The organism is Duganella guangzhouensis (assembly GCF_009674535.1).
GTDB lineage: Bacteria > Pseudomonadota > Gammaproteobacteria > Burkholderiales > Burkholderiaceae_D > Rugamonas > Rugamonas guangzhouensis.
Genome location: NZ_WKJK01000014.1, coordinates 137,672 through 155,252, shown reverse-complemented (window position 1 = coordinate 155,252; position 17,581 = coordinate 137,672). Strand labels below are relative to the sequence as shown.

The window sequence follows — 17,581 nt, the reverse complement described above, 5'->3', positions numbered from 1 at the left end:
AGCCCGGCGCGAACCGGGCATTGTCGTTTACTTCTTGCTATTTGCTTAGTGAGCGGTCGCTCCAGCCGCGCCGATGCCGGTTTCCGAACGCATTTGCTGTGCTTCGAAGCCAGCGCGATCGATGCGGGCGCGCGCGCTGCGATCCAGCAGCGAGAACAACCAGATGCAGAGGAAGGCGGCCGGCATCGAGAAGATCGCCGGCGAAGCGTACGGGAACACCTCGTGCGCATGGCCCAGCACATCAACCCACACCGACTTGGACAGCACCGTCATCACCAGCGCCATGATCAGGCCGACGAAACCGCCGATGGTGGCGCCGCGCGTGGTGCAATCCTTCCACAGCACCGACATGAACAGCACCGGGAAGTTGGCCGATGCCGCGATCGCGAACGCCAGCGACACCATGAAGGCGATGTTCTGCTTCTCGAACGCGATGCCCAGCACCACGGCGACAATGCCCAGCGCGATGGTGGTGATCTTCGACACTTTCAGCTCGCTGGCGCCGCTGGCTTTGCCCTTGGCGATCACGGTGGCATACAGGTCATGCGACACCGCCGACGCGCCGGACAACGTCAGCCCGGCCACCACCGCGAGGATGGTGGCGAAAGCGACGGCCGAGATAAAGCCCAGGAACACATTGCCGCCGACAGCTTTGGCCAGGTGCACCGCCGCCATATTGTTACCGCCCAGGAGCTTGCCGGCGGCGTCCTTGAACTCCGGATTGGTGCTCACCAAAACGATGGCGCCGAAGCCGATGATGAAGGTCAGGATGTAGAAGTAAGCGATCCACGACGTCGCCCAGAACACCGACTTGCGGGCTTCTTTCGCGCTCGGCACGGTGAAGAAGCGCATCAGGATGTGCGGCAGGCCGGCGGTGCCGAACATCAGCGCCATGCCGAACGAGATCGCCGATACCGGATCTTTGATGAAGGTGCCTGGGCCCATGATGGCGTCCTTCTTGGCGTGCACTTCCACCGCCTTGGCGAACAGCGCCTCGGGGCTGAAGTTGAACTGCGCCAGCACCACGATCGCCATGAAGCTGGCGCCGCCCAACAGCATGATGGCCTTGATGATCTGTACCCAGGTGGTGGCAGTCATACCGCCGAACAGCACATACACCATCATCAGCGTACCGACCAGCACCACCGCCACCCAGTATTCGAGGCCGAACAGCAGTTTAATCAGCTGGCCCGCGCCCACCATCTGCGCGATCAGATAGAACGCCACCACCACCAGCGTGCCGGAAGCGGAGAAGATGCGGATCGGCGCCTGCTTGAAGCGATAAGCCGCAACGTCGGCAAAGGTAAAGCGGCCCAGATTGCGCAGGCGCTCCGCCATCAAGAAGGTGATGACCGGCCAGCCAACCAGGAAGCCGATGGCGTAGATCAGACCATCGTAACCATTCAGGAACACGGAAGCGGAAATGCCGAGGAACGATGCCGCCGACATGAAGTCGCCAGCGATCGCCAGGCCGTTCTGGAAACCGGTGATGCCACCGCCGGCGGTGTAGAAGTCGGAAGCGGAGCGGGTTTTCTTGGCCGCCCACTTGGTGATGTACAGCGTGAATAGCACGAACACCGCGAACATGATGATCGCGGTCCAGTTGGTGGGCTGGCGCTCGGCCTGGCCCAAGTCCGCACCAGCGGCCATGGCGGCACCGCTGGCGGCCAGCAGTGCCAGTGCGCCCAGGCGTTTGGCGGCGCTCATGGCTGCACCTTGGCGTGGATGGCTTGGGTCAGTGCATCGTACTTGTTGTTGGCGCGGCGGACGTAGATGCCGGTGACCAGTACCGTGAACACGATAACGAACAGGCCAATCGGCATGCCCCAGGTCATGACGCCGGCACCGGTTTTCGCGGCCAAGAATTCTTTGTCGAAGGCGATCAGCACGATGTAGCCGTAATAGACCACCATCATAGCCGCAGTGAGCAGCCAGCCAAAGCGGGAGCGGGATTTGACCAACTGATGATAGTTGGGGTCATTCTTGAGTTGTTGGACCAGATGGTCTTGCATATTGTGTCTCCGTTATGAATGCTCTTCTATTCGAGCTTGTAGCAAGAATAGAAGAACAGCCTTACCGGCTCCTTACAACGATGCGAACAATGCGCGTTGTATCTGCTGCAGCGAAGATGGATCCTCGATCGAAGTCAGGTCGCCGGGACTGCGACCTTCGCAGATCGCCTGGATCGAGCGGCGCAGCAGCTTGCCGGAGCGGGTCTTGGGCAACTGCGTCACGAAATACACGCGTGCCGGCCGCGCCACCGCGCCCAGTTGACGGTCCACCACCGCCATAATGTCCTGCTCCGCTGTGCCCAGGTTCGCGTCCTTGAGAATAGCGAAGGCCACCGCCACCTGGCCCTTGACCTGATCCTGCACACCCACCACCGCCACCTCCGACACATTCGGATGGCTGGTGATGGACTCTTCGATCTCGCGCGTGCCGAGGCGATGACCGGCGACGTTGATCACATCATCGGTGCGGCCGAGGATGAAGTAATAGCCATCCGCATCCTGCACGCCCCAGTCAAAGGTGGAGTACAGCATGGCGTCGCCGTCTTGCGTCCAGTAAGTATCGACAAAGCGCTGATCGTCACCGTACACAGTCTGCATGCAACCCGGCGGCAGCGGACCTTCGATCATCACCACGCCCTTTTCGTTGGCCGCGCAATCGGCGCCTGTGGTTTCATTCACCAGCCGCACCTTGTAGCCATACATGGCGACGCCGGGACTGCCGAGCCGCGTCGGCAAATCCTCCACACCCTTGGCGATCGACAGAATCGGCCAGCCGGTCTCGGTCTGCCAGTAATTGTCGATGATGGGCACACCGAGTTCGCCGGCGATCCAGGCCGACGTGGTTTCATCCAGCGGCTCGCCGGCCAGATACAGCGCTTGCAGCGACGAAGTGTCGTGCCGGCGCATGAACTCCGGCGACTGCTTGCGCAGCACACGGATCGCGGTCGGCGCCGAGAACATGCGCGTCACCTTGTACTTCTCGACGATGCTCCACCAGATGCCGGGGTCGGGACAAATCGGCAAACCCTCGTACATGATGGTTGCCATGCCGGCGATCAGCGGACCGTAGACGATATACGAATGGCCCACCACCCAGCCAATATCGGAAGTCGCAAAAAAAGTCTCGCCGGCGCGGCCGCAGAAGTTGTACTTCATCGACGCCGCCAGCGCCACCGCGTAACCGCCGACATCACGCTGCACGCCCTTAGGCTTACCGGTGGTGCCCGAGGTATAGAGGATGTAGGATGGCTCATTCGACTCCAGCCAAGTCACCGGCACACGCGCCTCCAGATGCGCAGCGCTAAGCGCAGCGTAATCGACATCGCGCCCCTCGACGCGCTGCATCGGCGCCAGCCCGCGATCCACCAGCAGCACGCGCGACGGCTTGGCGGAAGACAGCGCAATCGCCTCATCCAGTAGCGGCTTGTAGGCGATGGCCTTGCCGTTGCGCGAACCGGCATCGGCGGAGACAATCAGCACCGGCCGCGCATCATCGATGCGGCTGGCCAGACTGTTAGCGGCAAAGCCACCGAACACCACCGAATGAACCGCGCCGATGCGCGCACAGCCCAGCATCGCAAACGCCGCCTCCGCGATCATCGGCATATAAATCAGCACCCGATCACCCTTGCGCACGCCCAGCGCCTGCATCATCGCCGCCCAACGCTGCACCTCGACGTGCAGCTCCTTGAAAGAGTAGCTGCGCTCAGTATTGGTTTCGGTGGAGATAGCAATCAGCGCCGGCTGATCACCCTGCGTTTCGCACCAACGGTCAACCGCGTTGTGACAAAGATTGGTCTTACCGTCCACGAACCAGCGCGCGAACGGCGGCTTGGCATAATCCAGCACCTGACTAAAAGGCGTGTTCCAATCGATGAGCGCAGCTTCATCCCGCCAGAATTGCTCAGGCGTGACGACAGAGCGCCGATAAAAATCAGCGTACATCATAGTCTCCTCCAGCGATGTCCAGTTCGTGTCCTACTTCGGGGTCAGTTCCCAAAATCGGACATTGGGTAGCGCACGATCCAATGTCCGATTTTTAGAACTGACCCCGAAGTGGACATTTTTATGCGGGTACGCGGACCCAGCCTTCCATCAGTACTCGCGCGCTGCGGCTCATTACCGCTTTTGTCACGCTCCATTCTCCGTTTTGCTGTACCGCTTCGGCGCCGACTCGCAGGGTGCCGGATGGGTGGCCGAAACGCACGGCGTTGCGTGCGCCGCCGCCGGCTGCCAGGTTGACTAGCGTGCCTGGGATGGCGGCTGCGGTGCCGATTGCTACGGCGGCGGTGCCCATCATGGCGTGGTGCAGCTTGCCCATTGAGAGCGCGCGCACTAGCAGGTCGATGTCGCCCGCCGCCACCGGTTTGCCGCTGGAGGCGGTGTATGGTTTGGGCGGTGCGACGAAGGCTACTTTGGGTGTGTGCTGGCGCGTGGCGGCTTCGCTCAAGTCTTTGATGAGGCCCATGCGCAGCGCGCCGTGTGCACGTATGGTTTCGAACATCGCCAGCGCTTTGCTGTCGCCGTTGATGGCGTCCTGCAGTTCGGTGCCGCTGTAGCCAACGGCGTCGGCGTTGATGAAGATGGTCGGGATGCCGGCGTTGATCATGGTCGCCTTGAGCGTGCCGACGCCGGGGACTTCGAGGTCGTCGACCAGTTGGCCGGTCGGGAACATCGAACCACCGGCGCCCTCTTCTTCCGCTGCCGGGTCCATGAACTCCAGTTGCACCTCGGCTGCGGGGAAGGTCACGCCATCCAGCTCGAAGTCGCCGGTTTCCTGTACCTCGCCGTTGGTCATCGGGATGTGGGCGATGATGGTCTTGCCGATGTTGGCCTGCCATACACGGATCACGGCGACGCCGTCGCGCGGCAGCCGCGCCGGGTCAACCAGGCCACCGCTGATGGCGAACGCGCCAACGGCGGCGGACAGGTTGCCGCAGTTGCCGCTCCAGTCCACGAACGCTTTGTCGATGGAGACCTGGCCGAACAGGTAGTCGACATCGTGGTCTGGCCGTTCGCTGCGGGACAGGATCACGGTCTTGCTGGTGCTCGACGTGGCGCCGCCCATGCCGTCGATCTGTTTGCCGTACGGATCGGGACTGCCGATCACGCGCAGCAGCAGTTGGTCGCGCGCGGCGCCCGGTTGCTGCGCCGCGTCGGGCAGATCCTGCAGGCGGAAGAACACGCCCTTGCTGGTGCCGCCACGCATATAGGTGGCAGGGATTTTGATTTGTGGTCGAGAAGCCATCATGCTGCCTTTGCCGATTCGAGGAAGTCCTGTGCGAAGCGCTGCAGCACGCCGCCGGCTTCGTAGATGGAGACTTCTTCCGCCGTGTCGAGACGGCAGGTCACAGGCACTTCCACCCGCTCGCCATTGCGGCGATGGATCACCAGCGTCAGCGTGGCGCGTGGTTCGCGCGCGCCGATCACGTCGTAGCTCTCGGTGCCGTCCAGCGCCAGCGTCAGGCGGTTGACGCCCGGCTTGAACTCCAGCGGCAGCACGCCCATGCCGACCAGATTGGTGCGGTGGATGCGCTCAAAGCCTTCGGCCACAATCGCCTCCACACCCGCCAGCCGCACGCCTTTGGCCGCCCAGTCGCGCGACGAGCCCTGGCCGTAGTCGGCACCGGCCACGATGATCAACGGCTGTTTGCGCTCCATATAGGTTTCGATCGCTTCCCACATGCGCAGCACTTTACCTTCCGGTTCCACACGCGCCAGCGAACCGGCTTTGATTTTGCCATCGGCATCGCGCACCATCTCGTTCTTCAACGTCGGATTGGCGAAGGTGGCGCGTTGCGCGGTCAGGTGATCGCCACGGTGGGTGGCGTAGGAGTTGAAGTCTTCTTCCGGCAAGCCCATTTTGTGCAGGTACTCGCCAGCGGCGGAATTCAGCATGATGGCGTTGGACGGCGACAGGTGGTCGGTGGTGATGTTATCGCCGAGGACCGCCAGCGGAAGCATGCCACGCAGCGTGCGTTCGCCGGCCAGCGCGCCTTCCCAGTATGGTGGACGGCGGATGTAGGTCGACTGCGCGCGCCAGTCGTACAGTGGGTCCGCGCGTTCGCCGCTGTCGGCACCGCGCGCGAACATCGGGATGTAGACTTTGCGGAACTGCTCCGGCTTGACGGCGCTGGCGACGATGGCGTCGATTTCTTCGTCCGATGGCCAGATATCCTTCAGCATCACCGGCTGGCCGTTGGCGTCATGGCCCAGCACATCTTTTTCGATGTCGAAGCGGATGGTGCCGGCAATCGCGTACGCCACCACCAGCGGCGGCGAGGCCAGGAAGGCTTGTTTGGCATACGGGTGGATGCGGCCGTCGAAATTGCGGTTGCCCGACAAAACGGCGGTGGCGTATAGATCGCGCTCCACTACTTCTTTTTGAATGACCGGATCGAGCGCGCCGGACATGCCGTTGCACGAGGTGCAGGCATAGGCTACCACGCCAAAGCCCAGCTGTTCCAGCTCCGGCAGCAGACCCGCTTCTTCCAGGTACAGCGTGACGGTTTTGGAGCCCGGCGCCAGCGAGGACTTGACCCACGGTTTGCGCGTCAACCCGCGCGCGTTGGCGTTGCGGGCCAGCAGGCCGGCGGCGATCATGTTGCGCGGGTTGTTGGTGTTGGTGCAGCTGGTGATGGCGGCGATGATGCAGGCGCCATCCGGCATCAGCCCCGGTTCGTTTTCGACCACGCCGCTGATGCCGCGCGCGGCCAGGTCGGCGGTCGCCACGCGGTTGTGCGGATTCGATGGACCGGCGATGTTGCGGGTCACGCTGGACAGGTCGAACTTCAGCACGCGCTCATACTCGGCGCCCACCAGCGCATCGCCCCACAGGCCGGTCTCTTTGGCGTAGGCTTCCACCAGCTTGACGGTGTCGTCTTCGCGGCCGGTCAGCTTGAGGTACTTGATGGTCTGCTCGTCGATGTAGAACATGGCGGCGGTGGAGCCGTATTCCGGCGCCATGTTGGAGATGGTGGCGCGGTCGCCCAAGGTCAGGTGCGACGCGCCCTCGCCGTAGAACTCCAGATAGGACGACACCACCTTCTGCTTGCGCAGGAATTCGGTCAGCGCCAGTACGATGTCAGTGGCGGTGATGCCCGGTTGCGGCTTGCCGCTCAACTCCACGCCGATGATGTCCGGCAGCCGCATCCACGAGGCGCGGCCCAGCATCACGCTTTCTGCTTCCAGGCCGCCGACGCCGATGGCGATCACGCCCAGCGCATCAACCATCGGCGTGTGCGAGTCGGTGCCGACCAGCGTGTCCGGGAAGGCCACGCCATCCACCGACTGAATCACCGGCGACATGCGTTCCAGATTAATCTGGTGCAGGATGCCGTTCCCCGGCGGGATCACGTCAACGTTCTTGAAGGCTTTCTTGGTCCAGTTGATGAAATCGAAGCGGTCCTCGTTACGTCGGTCTTCGATGGCGCGGTTCTTGTCGAATGCATCCGGATCGAAGCCGCCGCATTCCACCGCCAGCGAGTGGTCGACCACCAGCTGGGTAGGCACCACCGGATTGACCAGCGCCGGATCGCCGCCCTGCAGGGCGATGGCGTCGCGCAGGCCGGCCAGGTCGACCAGCGCGGTCTGGCCGAGAATGTCGTGGCATACCACGCGCGCCGGGAACCACGGAAAGTCCAGATCGCGCTTGCGTTCGATCAGCTGCGACAGCGAGGCGTTGAGCGTGGCCGGATCACAGCGGCGCACCAGATTTTCCGCCAGTACGCGCGAGGTGTATGGCAGTTTGGCCCAGGCGCCTGGCTGGATCGCGTCGACAGCGGCGCGCGCGTCGAAGTAATCGAGCTGGGTGCCCGGCAGTTTTTTACGGAATGCGGTGTTCATTATTTACGGTCCTTGATCGGGACGAATTTCAGGTCTTCAGGGCCAACGTAGTTGGCGCTTGGGCGGATGATCTTGTTGTCGATGCGCTGTTCGATGATGTGCGCCGACCAGCCGGAGGTGCGCGAGATGACGAACAGCGGCGTGAACATCGCGGTCGGCACGCCCATCATGTGGTAGGACACGGCGGAGAACCAGTCCAGATTCGGGAACATTTTTTTGATCTCCCACATCACCGATTCCAGGCGCTCGGCGATGTCGAACATCTTGGTCGATCCGGCTTCATCGGACAGCTGGCGCGCCACTTCTTTGATCACCACGTTGCGCGGATCGGAGACGGTGTACACCGGGTGGCCGAAGCCGATCACCACTTCCTTGTTGGCGACGCGGTTGCGGATATCGGCTTCCGCCTCGTCCGGATTTTCGTAGCGCTTCTGGATTTCGAACGCGACCTCGTTGGCGCCGCCGTGCTTCGGACCGCGCAGCGCGCCGATGGCGCCGGTGATGGCCGAGTGGATGTCGGAGCCGGTGCCGGAGATCACGCGGCTGGTGAAGGTGGAGGCGTTGAATTCGTGTTCGGCGTACAGGATCAGCGAGGTGTGCATCGCGCGCACCCACGAATCGCGTGGCTTCTCGCCGTGCAGCAGGTGCAGGAAGTGACCGCCGATGGAGTCGTCGTCGGTTTCGACTTCGATGCGTTTGCCGTTATGGCTGTAGTGGTACCAGTACAGCAGCATGGAGCCGAAGGAGGCCATCAGGCGGTCCGCGATGTCGCGCGCGCCAGGGGTGTTGTGGTCTTCCTTCTCAGGCAGCACGCAGCCCAGCACCGAGACGCCGGTGCGCATCACGTCCATTGGATGGGCGGAGGCAGGCAGGGCTTCCAGCGCCGACTTCACTGCCTGCGGCAGGCCGCGCAGCGATTTCAGTTTGGCCTTGTAGCCGCGCAGTTCCGCTGCGGCCGGCAGTTTGCCGTGCACCAGCAGGTAGGCGATTTCTTCGAACTCGCAGGTGGTGGCGACATCGAGAATGTCGTAGCCGCGATAGTGCAGGTCATTGCCGGTTTTGCCGACGGAGCACAGCGCGGTGTTACCGGCGGCGACACCCGACAGGGCGACGGATTTTTTTGGTTTGAAGGTGGTGGCTTCGGTCATGATGGTGTCTCCTCTTATTTTTTCTGTGCGGCGAACAGCGCGTCCAGCTTCTGTTCGAAATCGTGATAGTTGATGCGTTCATACAGTTCGGCGCGGGTCTGCATGGTGTCGACCACGTTCTGCTGCGTGCCGTCGCGGCGGATGGCGTTGAACACATTCTCCGCCGCCTTGTTCATGGCGCGGAAGGCAGACAGCGGATACAGCACCAGCCCCACATCGGCGCTGCGCAGTTCATCCACCGTGAACAACGGGGTCGAGCCGAATTCGGTGATATTGGCCAGCACCGGCACTTTGACGGCGGCGGCGAATTTTTTGTACATATCCAGCGTGATCATCGCCTCCGGGAAGATCATGTCGGCGCCCGCTTCCACGCAGGCGACGGCACGGTCGATGGCGGCGTCCAGCCCCTCCACCGCCAGCGCGTCGGTGCGCGCCATGATGACGAATTGGTCGTCGGTGCGCGCGTCGACAGCGGCCTTGATGCGGTCGACCATCTCGGCTTTCGGCACGATCTCCTTGCCGGGACGATGGCCGCAGCGCTTGGCGCCAACCTGGTCTTCGATGTGAGTCGCGGCGGCACCAAACTTGATCAGCGATTTGACGGTGCGCGCGACGTTGAAGGCGGATGAGCCAAAGCCGGTATCGGAATCGACCAGCAGCGGCACGTCGCAGACGTCGGTAATGCGGCGCACGTCGGTCAGCACGTCGTCCAGATTCGAGATGCCCAGGTCCGGCAGACCGAGCGAACCTGCGGCCACGCCGCCGCCGGACAGGTAAATCGCCTTGAAGCCGGCGCGCTTGGCCAGCAAGGCGTGGTTGGCGTTGATGGTGCCGACCACCTGCAGCGGCGATTCTTCCTGAACGGCTTTGCGGAACGCGGCGCCTGCGGAGTAGTGACTCATATTGTGACCTTTCGGTGTTGCGTTGAAGTTGGCCACTCTAGTGCAAGCGCTGTGCCAGAACGGCAAGCTATACAAATCAATCACTTAGCGGCGCCACGCTGTTCCATAGTGAAACACTGAAACATATTTGAACTATAATTGAAACATGCGCCATTCCACGCCCCTGCCCTTCGACGCCAACGACAAACCGGTGATCTGGACCGTGTCGGTGTCGCGCCTGTCCGATCTGTTCCGCGATATCACGCTGGAGTACGACAATCTGGCCACCATCGAACCGATAAACCTCGGGTTCGAGGAGGCGGCCAAACATATCCGCGAGCGCCTGGCCACCGAGCGCTGCGACGCCATCATCTCGGCCGGCTCCAACGCGGCCTATCTGAAAGGCCGGCTGTCGGTGCCGGTGGTGATCGCCAAGTTCAGCGGCTTCGATGTGATGCAGGCGCTGGCGCGCGCGCGGCGGGTGTCGGACCGCATCGGCATCATCACCTATCAGGAGCGGCTGGCGGAGCTGGCCGAGTTCTCCGGCACCTTCGGCTTCGACGTGGCGCAGCGCACTTACGTCACCGAGGAGGATGCGCGGGCCCAGGTCAACGATCTGAAAGCGATGGGCATCAAGGCGATTGTCGGCGCAGGACGGATTACCGACCTGGCCGAGGAAGCCGGCCTGACCGGCGTGTTTGTGTATTCGGCCGCGTCGATCCGCCACGCGTTCGACGATGCGCTGGAGATGGCGCGTCTGACGCAGCTGGAGTCCAACCGCAACCGCGCGCGCGGTGCGGTGGTCAACGACACGCTGCGCGCGCGGCACGGCATCACCGATCTGCGCGGTGATTCGGCGGCCATGGAACAGGTGCGGCAGTCGGTGGTGCTGTACGCGAAATCGCCGGCCACGGTGCTGATCCAGGGCGAGACCGGCTGCGGCAAGGAGTTGGTGGCGCAGGCCATCCATCGCGAGGCGCCGCGCACGCTGGGACAGAACCGGCCGTTCGTGGCGGTGAATTGCGGTGCGATTGCGGAATCGCTGCTGGAGTCGGAACTGTTCGGGCATGAAGAGGGCGCGTTCACCGGCGCGCGGCGCGGTGGCCATGCCGGCTTGTTCGAAGCGGCCAATCGCGGCACGCTGTTCCTCGATGAGATAGGCGAGATGCCCTTGACGCTGCAAACGCGTTTGCTGCGGGTGCTGGAGGAGCGCGAGGTGGTGCGAGTGGGTGGCACGCGGCCGATACCGGTCCAGGTGCGCATCATCAGCGCCACCCACTGCGATCTGGAGCAGCGCGTGCGCGAGGGCCGCTTCCGCGCCGATCTGTTCTACCGGCTGGCGGTGCTGCGCATGACGTTGCCGTCGCTGCGCGCGCGGCCGGATGATGTGATGCCGCTGGTCGAATGGTCGCTGAAGAACGCGCTGGCATCGCTGGGGGCGCGGCCGCATCCGAATCTGCACGCCGAGATGGCGACCTGCGCGCCGCTGCTGCAGCGCTACGGCTGGCCGGGCAATGTGCGTGAACTGCGCAATCTGACCGAGCGGCTGGCGCTGTTCCTGGCCGCAGAGCCGCTGCAGGCGCTAACGCCCGCCTTCGTCCTCAGCGTCGCCCCCGAACTCGGCGCCTCCCCCGCCACCGCGCCGGCCACTGGCGAGCGCGTGACCGAGGTTCTGGCGCGCTTTGGCGGCCGGCGCGACGCGGCGGCCGATTATCTCGGCATCAGCCGCACTACCCTCTGGCGCAAACTCAAAGCCGAAGGCTGACTACCGTTCATCACGACGGCCAAACCACTCATCCCAAAGCCGTCGCCACCGCTGTGGCGCACAACTAGCATGGCTTCACTGACCAACCAACGGAGAACACCATGCTAAACAAGATCATCGCCGCCATCGCTGCCACCCTCGCACTGGACCATGCCACTGCGGCCGAACATCCCGCCTTCAAGGTTGATGTCACAGGCAAGGGCGCACCGATCATCCTGATCCCCGGCCTGGGCTCGGCCGGTGACGTGTGGGACGGCACGGTCGCCCACTACTGCGGCGACGGAAAATACCAATGCCACGTGCTGACACTCGCCGGTTTCGCCGGACAACCTGCCATCGCCGAACCACTCATGCCTGCGGTTGAACAGCAACTGAGCGACTATATCCGCGCCAACCAGTTCGCCCACCCTGTCATCATCGGCCATAGCCTCGGCGGCTTTCTCGGCATGAAGCTGGCGGCCGACCACCCCGAGCAGGTCGGAAAACTGGTCATCGTCGACACCTTGCCTGCTCTCGGCGCAGCGCAGGTGCCCAACGTCACGCCGGCGCAATTGAAGGACATGGCCACCAGCATGCGCACCAATATGCAGGCGCAAGATCCGGCCACATTCAAGGCCGCGCAAATGAGGATGATGCGCACCATGATCACGCGCCAGGAAGACATCGACCGCGCACTGGTACGCGGCGGCCACTCGGACCGCGCCACCGTTATCGACGTGATGGCAGAAATGACCGCCACCGATCTGCGTCAGGACATCGGCCGCATCACCGCACCGACGCTGGTGCTGGGAACATGGATCGCCTACAAGGACTACGCGCCCAAGTCGGCCATCACCGCTGTCTTCACGACGCAGTATGCGCAGTTGAAGGGCGCCAAAATCGAGATTGCCGACACCGCACGCCACTTCATCATGTACGACGATCCGGCCTGGATGTATGATCGCATTGATCATTTCCTGAACTAAGCCATGGCTCACGACCGTCCACTACTCGCCCGCTTCAATTGGTACTGGCTGTTCCAACTGGCCGGTTGGGGATTTCTGCCGACATTCGCCATCGTGATGGGCGCGACGCGCGTGCCGGGCCTGATCTGGGTGATGTGGTGGGGTGCGGGCACCGGCATCATCCTCTCCAGCCTGTGGCATCGACTGCTGAAGCGCCACACCAGCAGTGGAAGGCGCATCCGCTGGAAACTGGTGTTGTGCGGTGTGCTGGCGTTGGGCGCCATCCATACCGGTATTCAGTACCTCGGCTTCCTGTTCTTTACGCCCAATCGTTTGATGCACGGCCTTGGGTGGCTGCCCTCCGCGCTGCTGTCGTGGTGGACCACCTACCTGGTCTGGAATGTCTGCTACATGGCGGTGCTGTCGCTGCGCCGGGCCAACCGCGCCGAGGCGGAATCGCTGCGGCTGGAGGTCGCCGCCAAGGACGCCGAGCTGCGCGCACTACAGGCCCAGGTCAACCCGCACTTTTTCTTCAACAGCATGAACAGCGTGCGCGCGCTGATCTACGAAGATCATGACGCCGCCGCCATGATGATCGACCAACTGGCCAGCGTGATGCGCTACGCACTGCAATCCGGCCAGCACGACACGGTGCCGCTGGCGGCGGAAATCGAGGCGGTGCAGGCTTACCTGGCGATCGAGAAGATCCGCTTTGAAGAACGCATGCGGGTCAGCGTGGATATCGGGCTTGGTCTGGAGCGAGTGCGGATTCCGCCGATGTCGCTGCAAACGCTGGTGGAAAACGCCGTCAAGTACGGTGTTGAGACCAGCCCCACTGGCAGCGAGATCCGCATCCACGCCCGGCGTCAGGACGATGGCGAGGTACAAATCCAAATCGCCAACCTGGGCGCGATTGCGCCGTTCGCCAACTCGACCAAGGTCGGTCTGGTCAACACGCGCAAGCGGTTGGCGCTGGCCCTGGGCGACGGCGCGCAGCTGGATTTATCTGAACACAGTGGCTGGGTATGCGCCACACTCACCTTGCCGGAGGCCGCCTGATGCGGGCATTACTGATCGACGACGAGCGCCTGGCGCGCGCCGAACTGCGACGCCTGCTGGCGGCGCATCCCGAAGTGGAGATTGTGGGCGAAGCGGCCAATGCGGCCGATGGCGTGCAGCAGATCCAGGCGCTGAAGCCGGACCTGGTGTTCCTCGATGTGCAAATGCCCGGTGGCAGCGGCTTCGATATGCTGGCGGCGCTGGACGAGGCGCCGGAAGTGATCTTCACCACCGCCTTCGACCACTATGCGCTACAGGCGTTCGAGGTGAATGCGCTGGACTATCTGCAAAAGCCGATTCAGGCCGCGCGCATGGCCACTGCCCTGCAGCGCATCGGCGCCGCCGGGGTGGCGCCATCGGCGGCGCGCAAACTGTTCATCAAGGATGGTGAGCGATGCTGGTTCGTGGCGCTGCAGGATATCCGCCTGTTCGAATCGGACGGCAATTACACGCGGGTCTATTTCGAACAACAGCAACCGCTGATGCTGCGCTCCCTGAATCAGCTGGAAGAAAAGCTGGACCCGCAGCGCTTCTTCCGCGCCAACCGGCGCCACATCGTCAATCTGGACTTTGTCGAACAGGTGACGCCCAACGAGGCCGGTGGCCTGGACCTGACGCTGCGCGATCGCATCACGGTCGAAGTCTCACGCCGGCGCGCGGCGCAATTCAAGATGCTCACCAGTCTGTGAGGACGATGGTGTAAGATCGCTGCTTATTGCATTTTACGTAAGCTCTATCTCATGCACGAACATCTACTCAAGCCCTCGTTGTCGCGCGATGCCAGCGCGCCGGCCGCCACGCTGTATTCCACGCAGTCGAGCTTCCTGGTCGCCTTCCTCGGCGGCGCGGCGGCCATCGTGCTGTATTCCGCGTTGAACTCGTGGCGCCTGCGCCGCCCGGTCGACAGCCTGGCCTATCTCGCCACGCTGGCGGTGATGGTGCTGATGATGATCGACGAGGAGCGCAGCGGTCCGCTGTTCACCTGGTTCGTCGATTATTTCGGCCGGGGTTCCGAACGCTATCTGTGGCGCCTGCTGGCACTGGCGGCGTTTGGCGTGTTCTATCTGATGCATCGCAAGCAGCATCGCTCCACGCTGCTGTTTGGCGCCAAGGCGCCGTCGCCATGGATTCCGGCGATTGTCTGCATGGTGGCCGGCTTCGGCCTCAACGTCGCGCTGCTGACTGCGGTAAGGATGGCGGCATGAGCGAGAACGGCATCCTCACCGCACGCGATTACGGCGTGCAGATTAACGCGCTGATCGAACGGCGCCGCTACGACCACGCGCGCGCATTGCTGGCCGAGGCACTGGGTCAGTATCCGGAAGATGGCGGTCTACTGGTCGCCTCCGCGCATGTGGCTTTTGTCAGCGGCGACGTGGTGCTGGCGCGCGATACGCTGCAGGAGCTGCTGTCGCGCGAGCCGCAGCACTATCAGGCGCGCTCGCTGCTGGTGGCGGTGTACCAGGACTGCGACCAACTGCCGGACGCCGAGGCGATGTTGATCGACCTGCTGCGCGACTATCCGGAAGCCGGCTACCAGTACGCGCGCTATGCGATGCTGATGTACCGCACGCTGCACCTCGACAAAGCCAAGCTGCTGGCGCGCGAGGCGCTGCGTCTGGATCCAGAAGATGAACTGGCACTGGCCGCCTGTCTTATCGGCGATATGATCGATGGCCGCCGTGGTGCCGAACAGGCCAGCCTGGCGACGCTGATGCGCAACCATCCGGAAAGCGAAAACACCGCGCGCATGCTGATCACGCACCTGATCTCGCGCGGCCGCTACCGCGCCGCCAAGCGCATCGCGATTGAGCTATTGAAGCTCTATCCACATTCGCGCGAGGTGCTGGAACTGGTGGTGCAACTGGAAGCGCTGAGTCACTGGAGCATGCTGCCGTTGTGGCCTTTCCAGCGCTGGGGCTGGGGCGCTTCGATCGCGTTCTACGTGCTGACGCTGGTGCTGCTGAATTCACTCAGCCACGAATCGATGGCGGGTGCCCGCTATGTTTCCTACGTTTTGCTGGGCTACTGCGCCTACTCGTGGGTCTACCCTTCTCTGCTGACGCGCTGGCTGAAACGCCGCGCCGGACTTTAATCTGATATGACCATGCAACGCGAACAACTCGAAGCCGCTCTGGTGAGCGATCCATTCAACATCGACAACCGTGTGCGCTATGCCCGCCTGCTGCTGGCGGCGCAGGAACCACAGGCGGCGCTGACCCAGTTTGAACTGGCCGAGCGCCAGCGCGCCGATGCCGCCACGCTGACCGGCAAGGCGCAAGCACTGCTCGCGCTGGAGCGCGACACCGATGCGCTGAACGCCTACACGGCGGCGCGCCAGCACGACGGCTTTACGCCGGTCGACGCGCTGGAACAGCTGGCGCAGCACGCGCGTCCATCAAGCGGGCCGGCGTTGTCGCTGGTCGGTGCCGGTACTGGCGCGGCCAAGGTGGTACCGCTGAAGGCGCCGGCGGCCGATGGCGTGCGCTTTGAAGATGTCGGCGGCATGGCGGATTTGAAAAAGACGCTGCGACTGCACATCATCGAACCATTCATCCGCCCTTCGCTGTTCGCCAAGTTCAAGAAGCAGGCTGGCGGCGGCATTCTGCTGTACGGACCTCCGGGCTGCGGCAAGACCATGATTGCGCGCGCGATTGCCAATGAGTGCAATGCGTCGTTTGTTTCGGTCGGCATCAGCGAGGTGCTGAGCATGTGGCAGGGCGAGAGCGAGCGCAGTCTGGCGGCGCTGTTTGAAAAGGCGCGCGCGCAGAAGCCGTGCGTGCTGTTCTTCGACGAGTTGGATGCACTGGCGTTCTCGCGCTCTAAGGCACACAGCGAAAACAGCCGCACCATCGTCAACGAATTCCTGTCGCAGCTGGATGGCTTTGATCGCGACAACAAGAATGTGCTGTTCCTGGCGGCGACCAATATGCCGTGGGATGTGGATCAGGCCATGAAGCGCACCGGCCGCTTCGCGCGTCAGCTGTTTGTGCCGCCACCGGATGCCGAGGCGCGCAAGCACATCGTCGACATCAAACTGCGTGACGTGCCTACCGAGGGCATCGACGTCGACGCGCTGGTGGCGGCCACGCCGCACTACTCCGGCGCCGACATCGATGGCCTGATCGACTTGGCCAAGGAAAGCGCGATCCACGATATCCTGGCCGGCAATCCGGAGCGCGCCATCAACCAGAAAGACATCGACTACGCGCTGAACGAAATGCAGCCATCCACCGTCGAATGGCTGAAGACCGCCCGCAACCTGGTGCGCTACGCCGGCAGCGACGACAGCTATCGCGACGTGGAAAAGTACCTGAAAGCGACCAGGTTCATTTGATGCCGACTTGATCCACCTCAGCGCGCTTTCATTCTGCGTTTGACCTGCTATAGTACTTATGACCACTATAGCAAATGTGGCAAATATTAGAACATCATCGTGTAGAAAAGCGGCTGGCGGGGAAGACTCCGCTCGAAGTGCGGCAGCACTACGAGAAGTGGCTGACGGTGGTTCAAGAATTCGGACCATCTGGCCTCAGAGCGATTCCAGGATTCCACGATGAAGCTCTACAAGGGAAATGGTTGGGGCACCGCTCATCACGCCTGGGTCACAAGTGGCGCGTAATATATCTGGTTGTTGGCGAACTACTCCAAATTCATGTGATTGAGGTAATTGCGCATGACTACAAAAGACATTAACAGCAATGCCTTCCGTCCCGCGAAAAAGCGCTTGGATATCTCATCGGGCGAGTCGCTCCGCATCATGCGCGAATTAAATGAGCTATCTCAACTACAGCTAGCTGACCTGAGTGGCATTCAATTATCCGTTCTTCAGGAGATTGAATGCGATCGACTTGAGGCGGACTCCACACAAATAGCCACGCTGGCCCGTGTCCTTCATTGCCCACCGTCTGCGCTAATTAACTAAATC

General features: G+C 62.6%; 16 protein-coding genes. 9 read left to right on the top strand and 7 right to left on the bottom strand.

The window, feature by feature from the left end; all coding sequences use genetic code 11:
- Positions 1-45: 45 nt before the first annotated feature.
- The 7 genes from GJ699_RS24130 to prpB form a co-directional block, all read right to left on the bottom strand.
- Positions 46-1,707 carry a cation acetate symporter gene (locus tag GJ699_RS24130; RefSeq protein WP_154381132.1) on the bottom strand — a complete coding sequence of 554 codons (1,662 nt, stop codon included), beginning with the start codon at positions 1,705-1,707 and terminating at the stop codon, positions 46-48.
- Entirely contained in the window at positions 1,704-2,012 is a 309-nt protein-coding gene (locus GJ699_RS24125) for a DUF485 domain-containing protein (protein WP_154381130.1), read from the bottom strand. The genes GJ699_RS24130 and GJ699_RS24125 overlap by 4 nt, the downstream gene beginning before the upstream one ends.
- 72 nt (positions 2,013-2,084) lie before the next feature.
- Entirely contained in the window at positions 2,085-3,959 is a 1,875-nt protein-coding gene (locus tag GJ699_RS24120) for a propionate--CoA ligase (RefSeq protein ID WP_154381128.1), read from the bottom strand.
- A gap of 118 nt (positions 3,960-4,077) precedes the next feature.
- Positions 4,078-5,259: a 2-methylaconitate cis-trans isomerase PrpF gene (prpF, locus tag GJ699_RS24115; RefSeq protein ID WP_154381213.1), complete on the bottom strand. Its 1,182-nt coding sequence runs from the start codon at positions 5,257-5,259 to the stop codon at positions 4,078-4,080.
- The gene (gene acnD, locus GJ699_RS24110; protein WP_154381126.1) at positions 5,259-7,856 is read right to left on the bottom strand and encodes a Fe/S-dependent 2-methylisocitrate dehydratase AcnD; all 2,598 of its coding nucleotides are present in this window, start codon (positions 7,854-7,856) and stop codon (positions 5,259-5,261) included. Before acnD ends, prpF begins: the two co-directional genes overlap by 1 nt.
- The gene (prpC, locus tag GJ699_RS24105; protein WP_154381124.1) at positions 7,856-9,004 is read right to left on the bottom strand and encodes a bifunctional 2-methylcitrate synthase/citrate synthase; all 1,149 of its coding nucleotides are present in this window, start codon (positions 9,002-9,004) and stop codon (positions 7,856-7,858) included. Before prpC ends, acnD begins: the two co-directional genes overlap by 1 nt.
- A gap of 14 nt (positions 9,005-9,018) precedes the next feature.
- Entirely contained in the window at positions 9,019-9,906 is an 888-nt protein-coding gene (gene prpB, locus GJ699_RS24100) for a methylisocitrate lyase (RefSeq protein ID WP_154381122.1), read from the bottom strand.
- A 145-nt stretch (positions 9,907-10,051) separates the two neighbouring features.
- On the opposite strand from prpB, the gene prpR reads away from it, so the two are divergent.
- The 9 genes from prpR to GJ699_RS24055 all read left to right on the top strand — a co-directional run bounded on the left by prpR (position 10,052) and on the right by GJ699_RS24055 (position 17,578).
- On the top strand, positions 10,052-11,650 hold the full coding sequence (gene prpR, locus GJ699_RS24095; RefSeq protein ID WP_154381119.1) for a propionate catabolism operon regulatory protein PrpR: 1,599 nt from the start codon (positions 10,052-10,054) through the stop codon (positions 11,648-11,650).
- A gap of 101 nt (positions 11,651-11,751) precedes the next feature.
- Positions 11,752-12,615, top strand: coding sequence for an alpha/beta fold hydrolase (locus GJ699_RS24090; RefSeq protein WP_154381117.1), 864 nt, complete (start codon positions 11,752-11,754; stop codon positions 12,613-12,615).
- A gap of 3 nt (positions 12,616-12,618) precedes the next feature.
- Positions 12,619-13,653: a sensor histidine kinase gene (locus tag GJ699_RS24085; RefSeq protein ID WP_154381115.1), complete on the top strand. Its 1,035-nt coding sequence runs from the start codon at positions 12,619-12,621 to the stop codon at positions 13,651-13,653.
- On the top strand, positions 13,653-14,342 hold the full coding sequence (locus GJ699_RS24080) for a LytR/AlgR family response regulator transcription factor (RefSeq protein WP_154381114.1): 690 nt from the start codon (positions 13,653-13,655) through the stop codon (positions 14,340-14,342). Before GJ699_RS24085 ends, GJ699_RS24080 begins: the two co-directional genes overlap by 1 nt.
- Before the next feature lie 51 nt (positions 14,343-14,393).
- Positions 14,394-14,858: a hypothetical protein gene (locus GJ699_RS24075; RefSeq protein ID WP_154381112.1), complete on the top strand. Its 465-nt coding sequence runs from the start codon at positions 14,394-14,396 to the stop codon at positions 14,856-14,858.
- Positions 14,855-15,748 (top strand): tetratricopeptide repeat protein, encoded by an 894-nt coding sequence (locus tag GJ699_RS24070; RefSeq protein ID WP_195763640.1) that lies wholly within the window; start codon positions 14,855-14,857, stop codon positions 15,746-15,748. Before GJ699_RS24075 ends, GJ699_RS24070 begins: the two co-directional genes overlap by 4 nt.
- 12 nt (positions 15,749-15,760) lie before the next feature.
- Complete coding sequence (locus GJ699_RS24065) at positions 15,761-16,990, top strand: ATP-binding protein (protein WP_195763639.1); 1,230 nt, start codon at positions 15,761-15,763, stop codon at positions 16,988-16,990.
- Positions 16,991-17,064: 74 nt separating this feature from the next.
- A complete protein-coding gene (locus GJ699_RS35350) occupies positions 17,065-17,349 on the top strand; it encodes a type II toxin-antitoxin system mRNA interferase toxin, RelE/StbE family (protein WP_154381106.1) in 285 nt (94 codons plus the stop codon).
- Positions 17,330-17,578 (top strand): helix-turn-helix domain-containing protein, encoded by a 249-nt coding sequence (locus GJ699_RS24055; protein ID WP_154381104.1) that lies wholly within the window; start codon positions 17,330-17,332, stop codon positions 17,576-17,578. Before GJ699_RS35350 ends, GJ699_RS24055 begins: the two co-directional genes overlap by 20 nt.
- Positions 17,579-17,581: the final 3 nt, after the last annotated feature.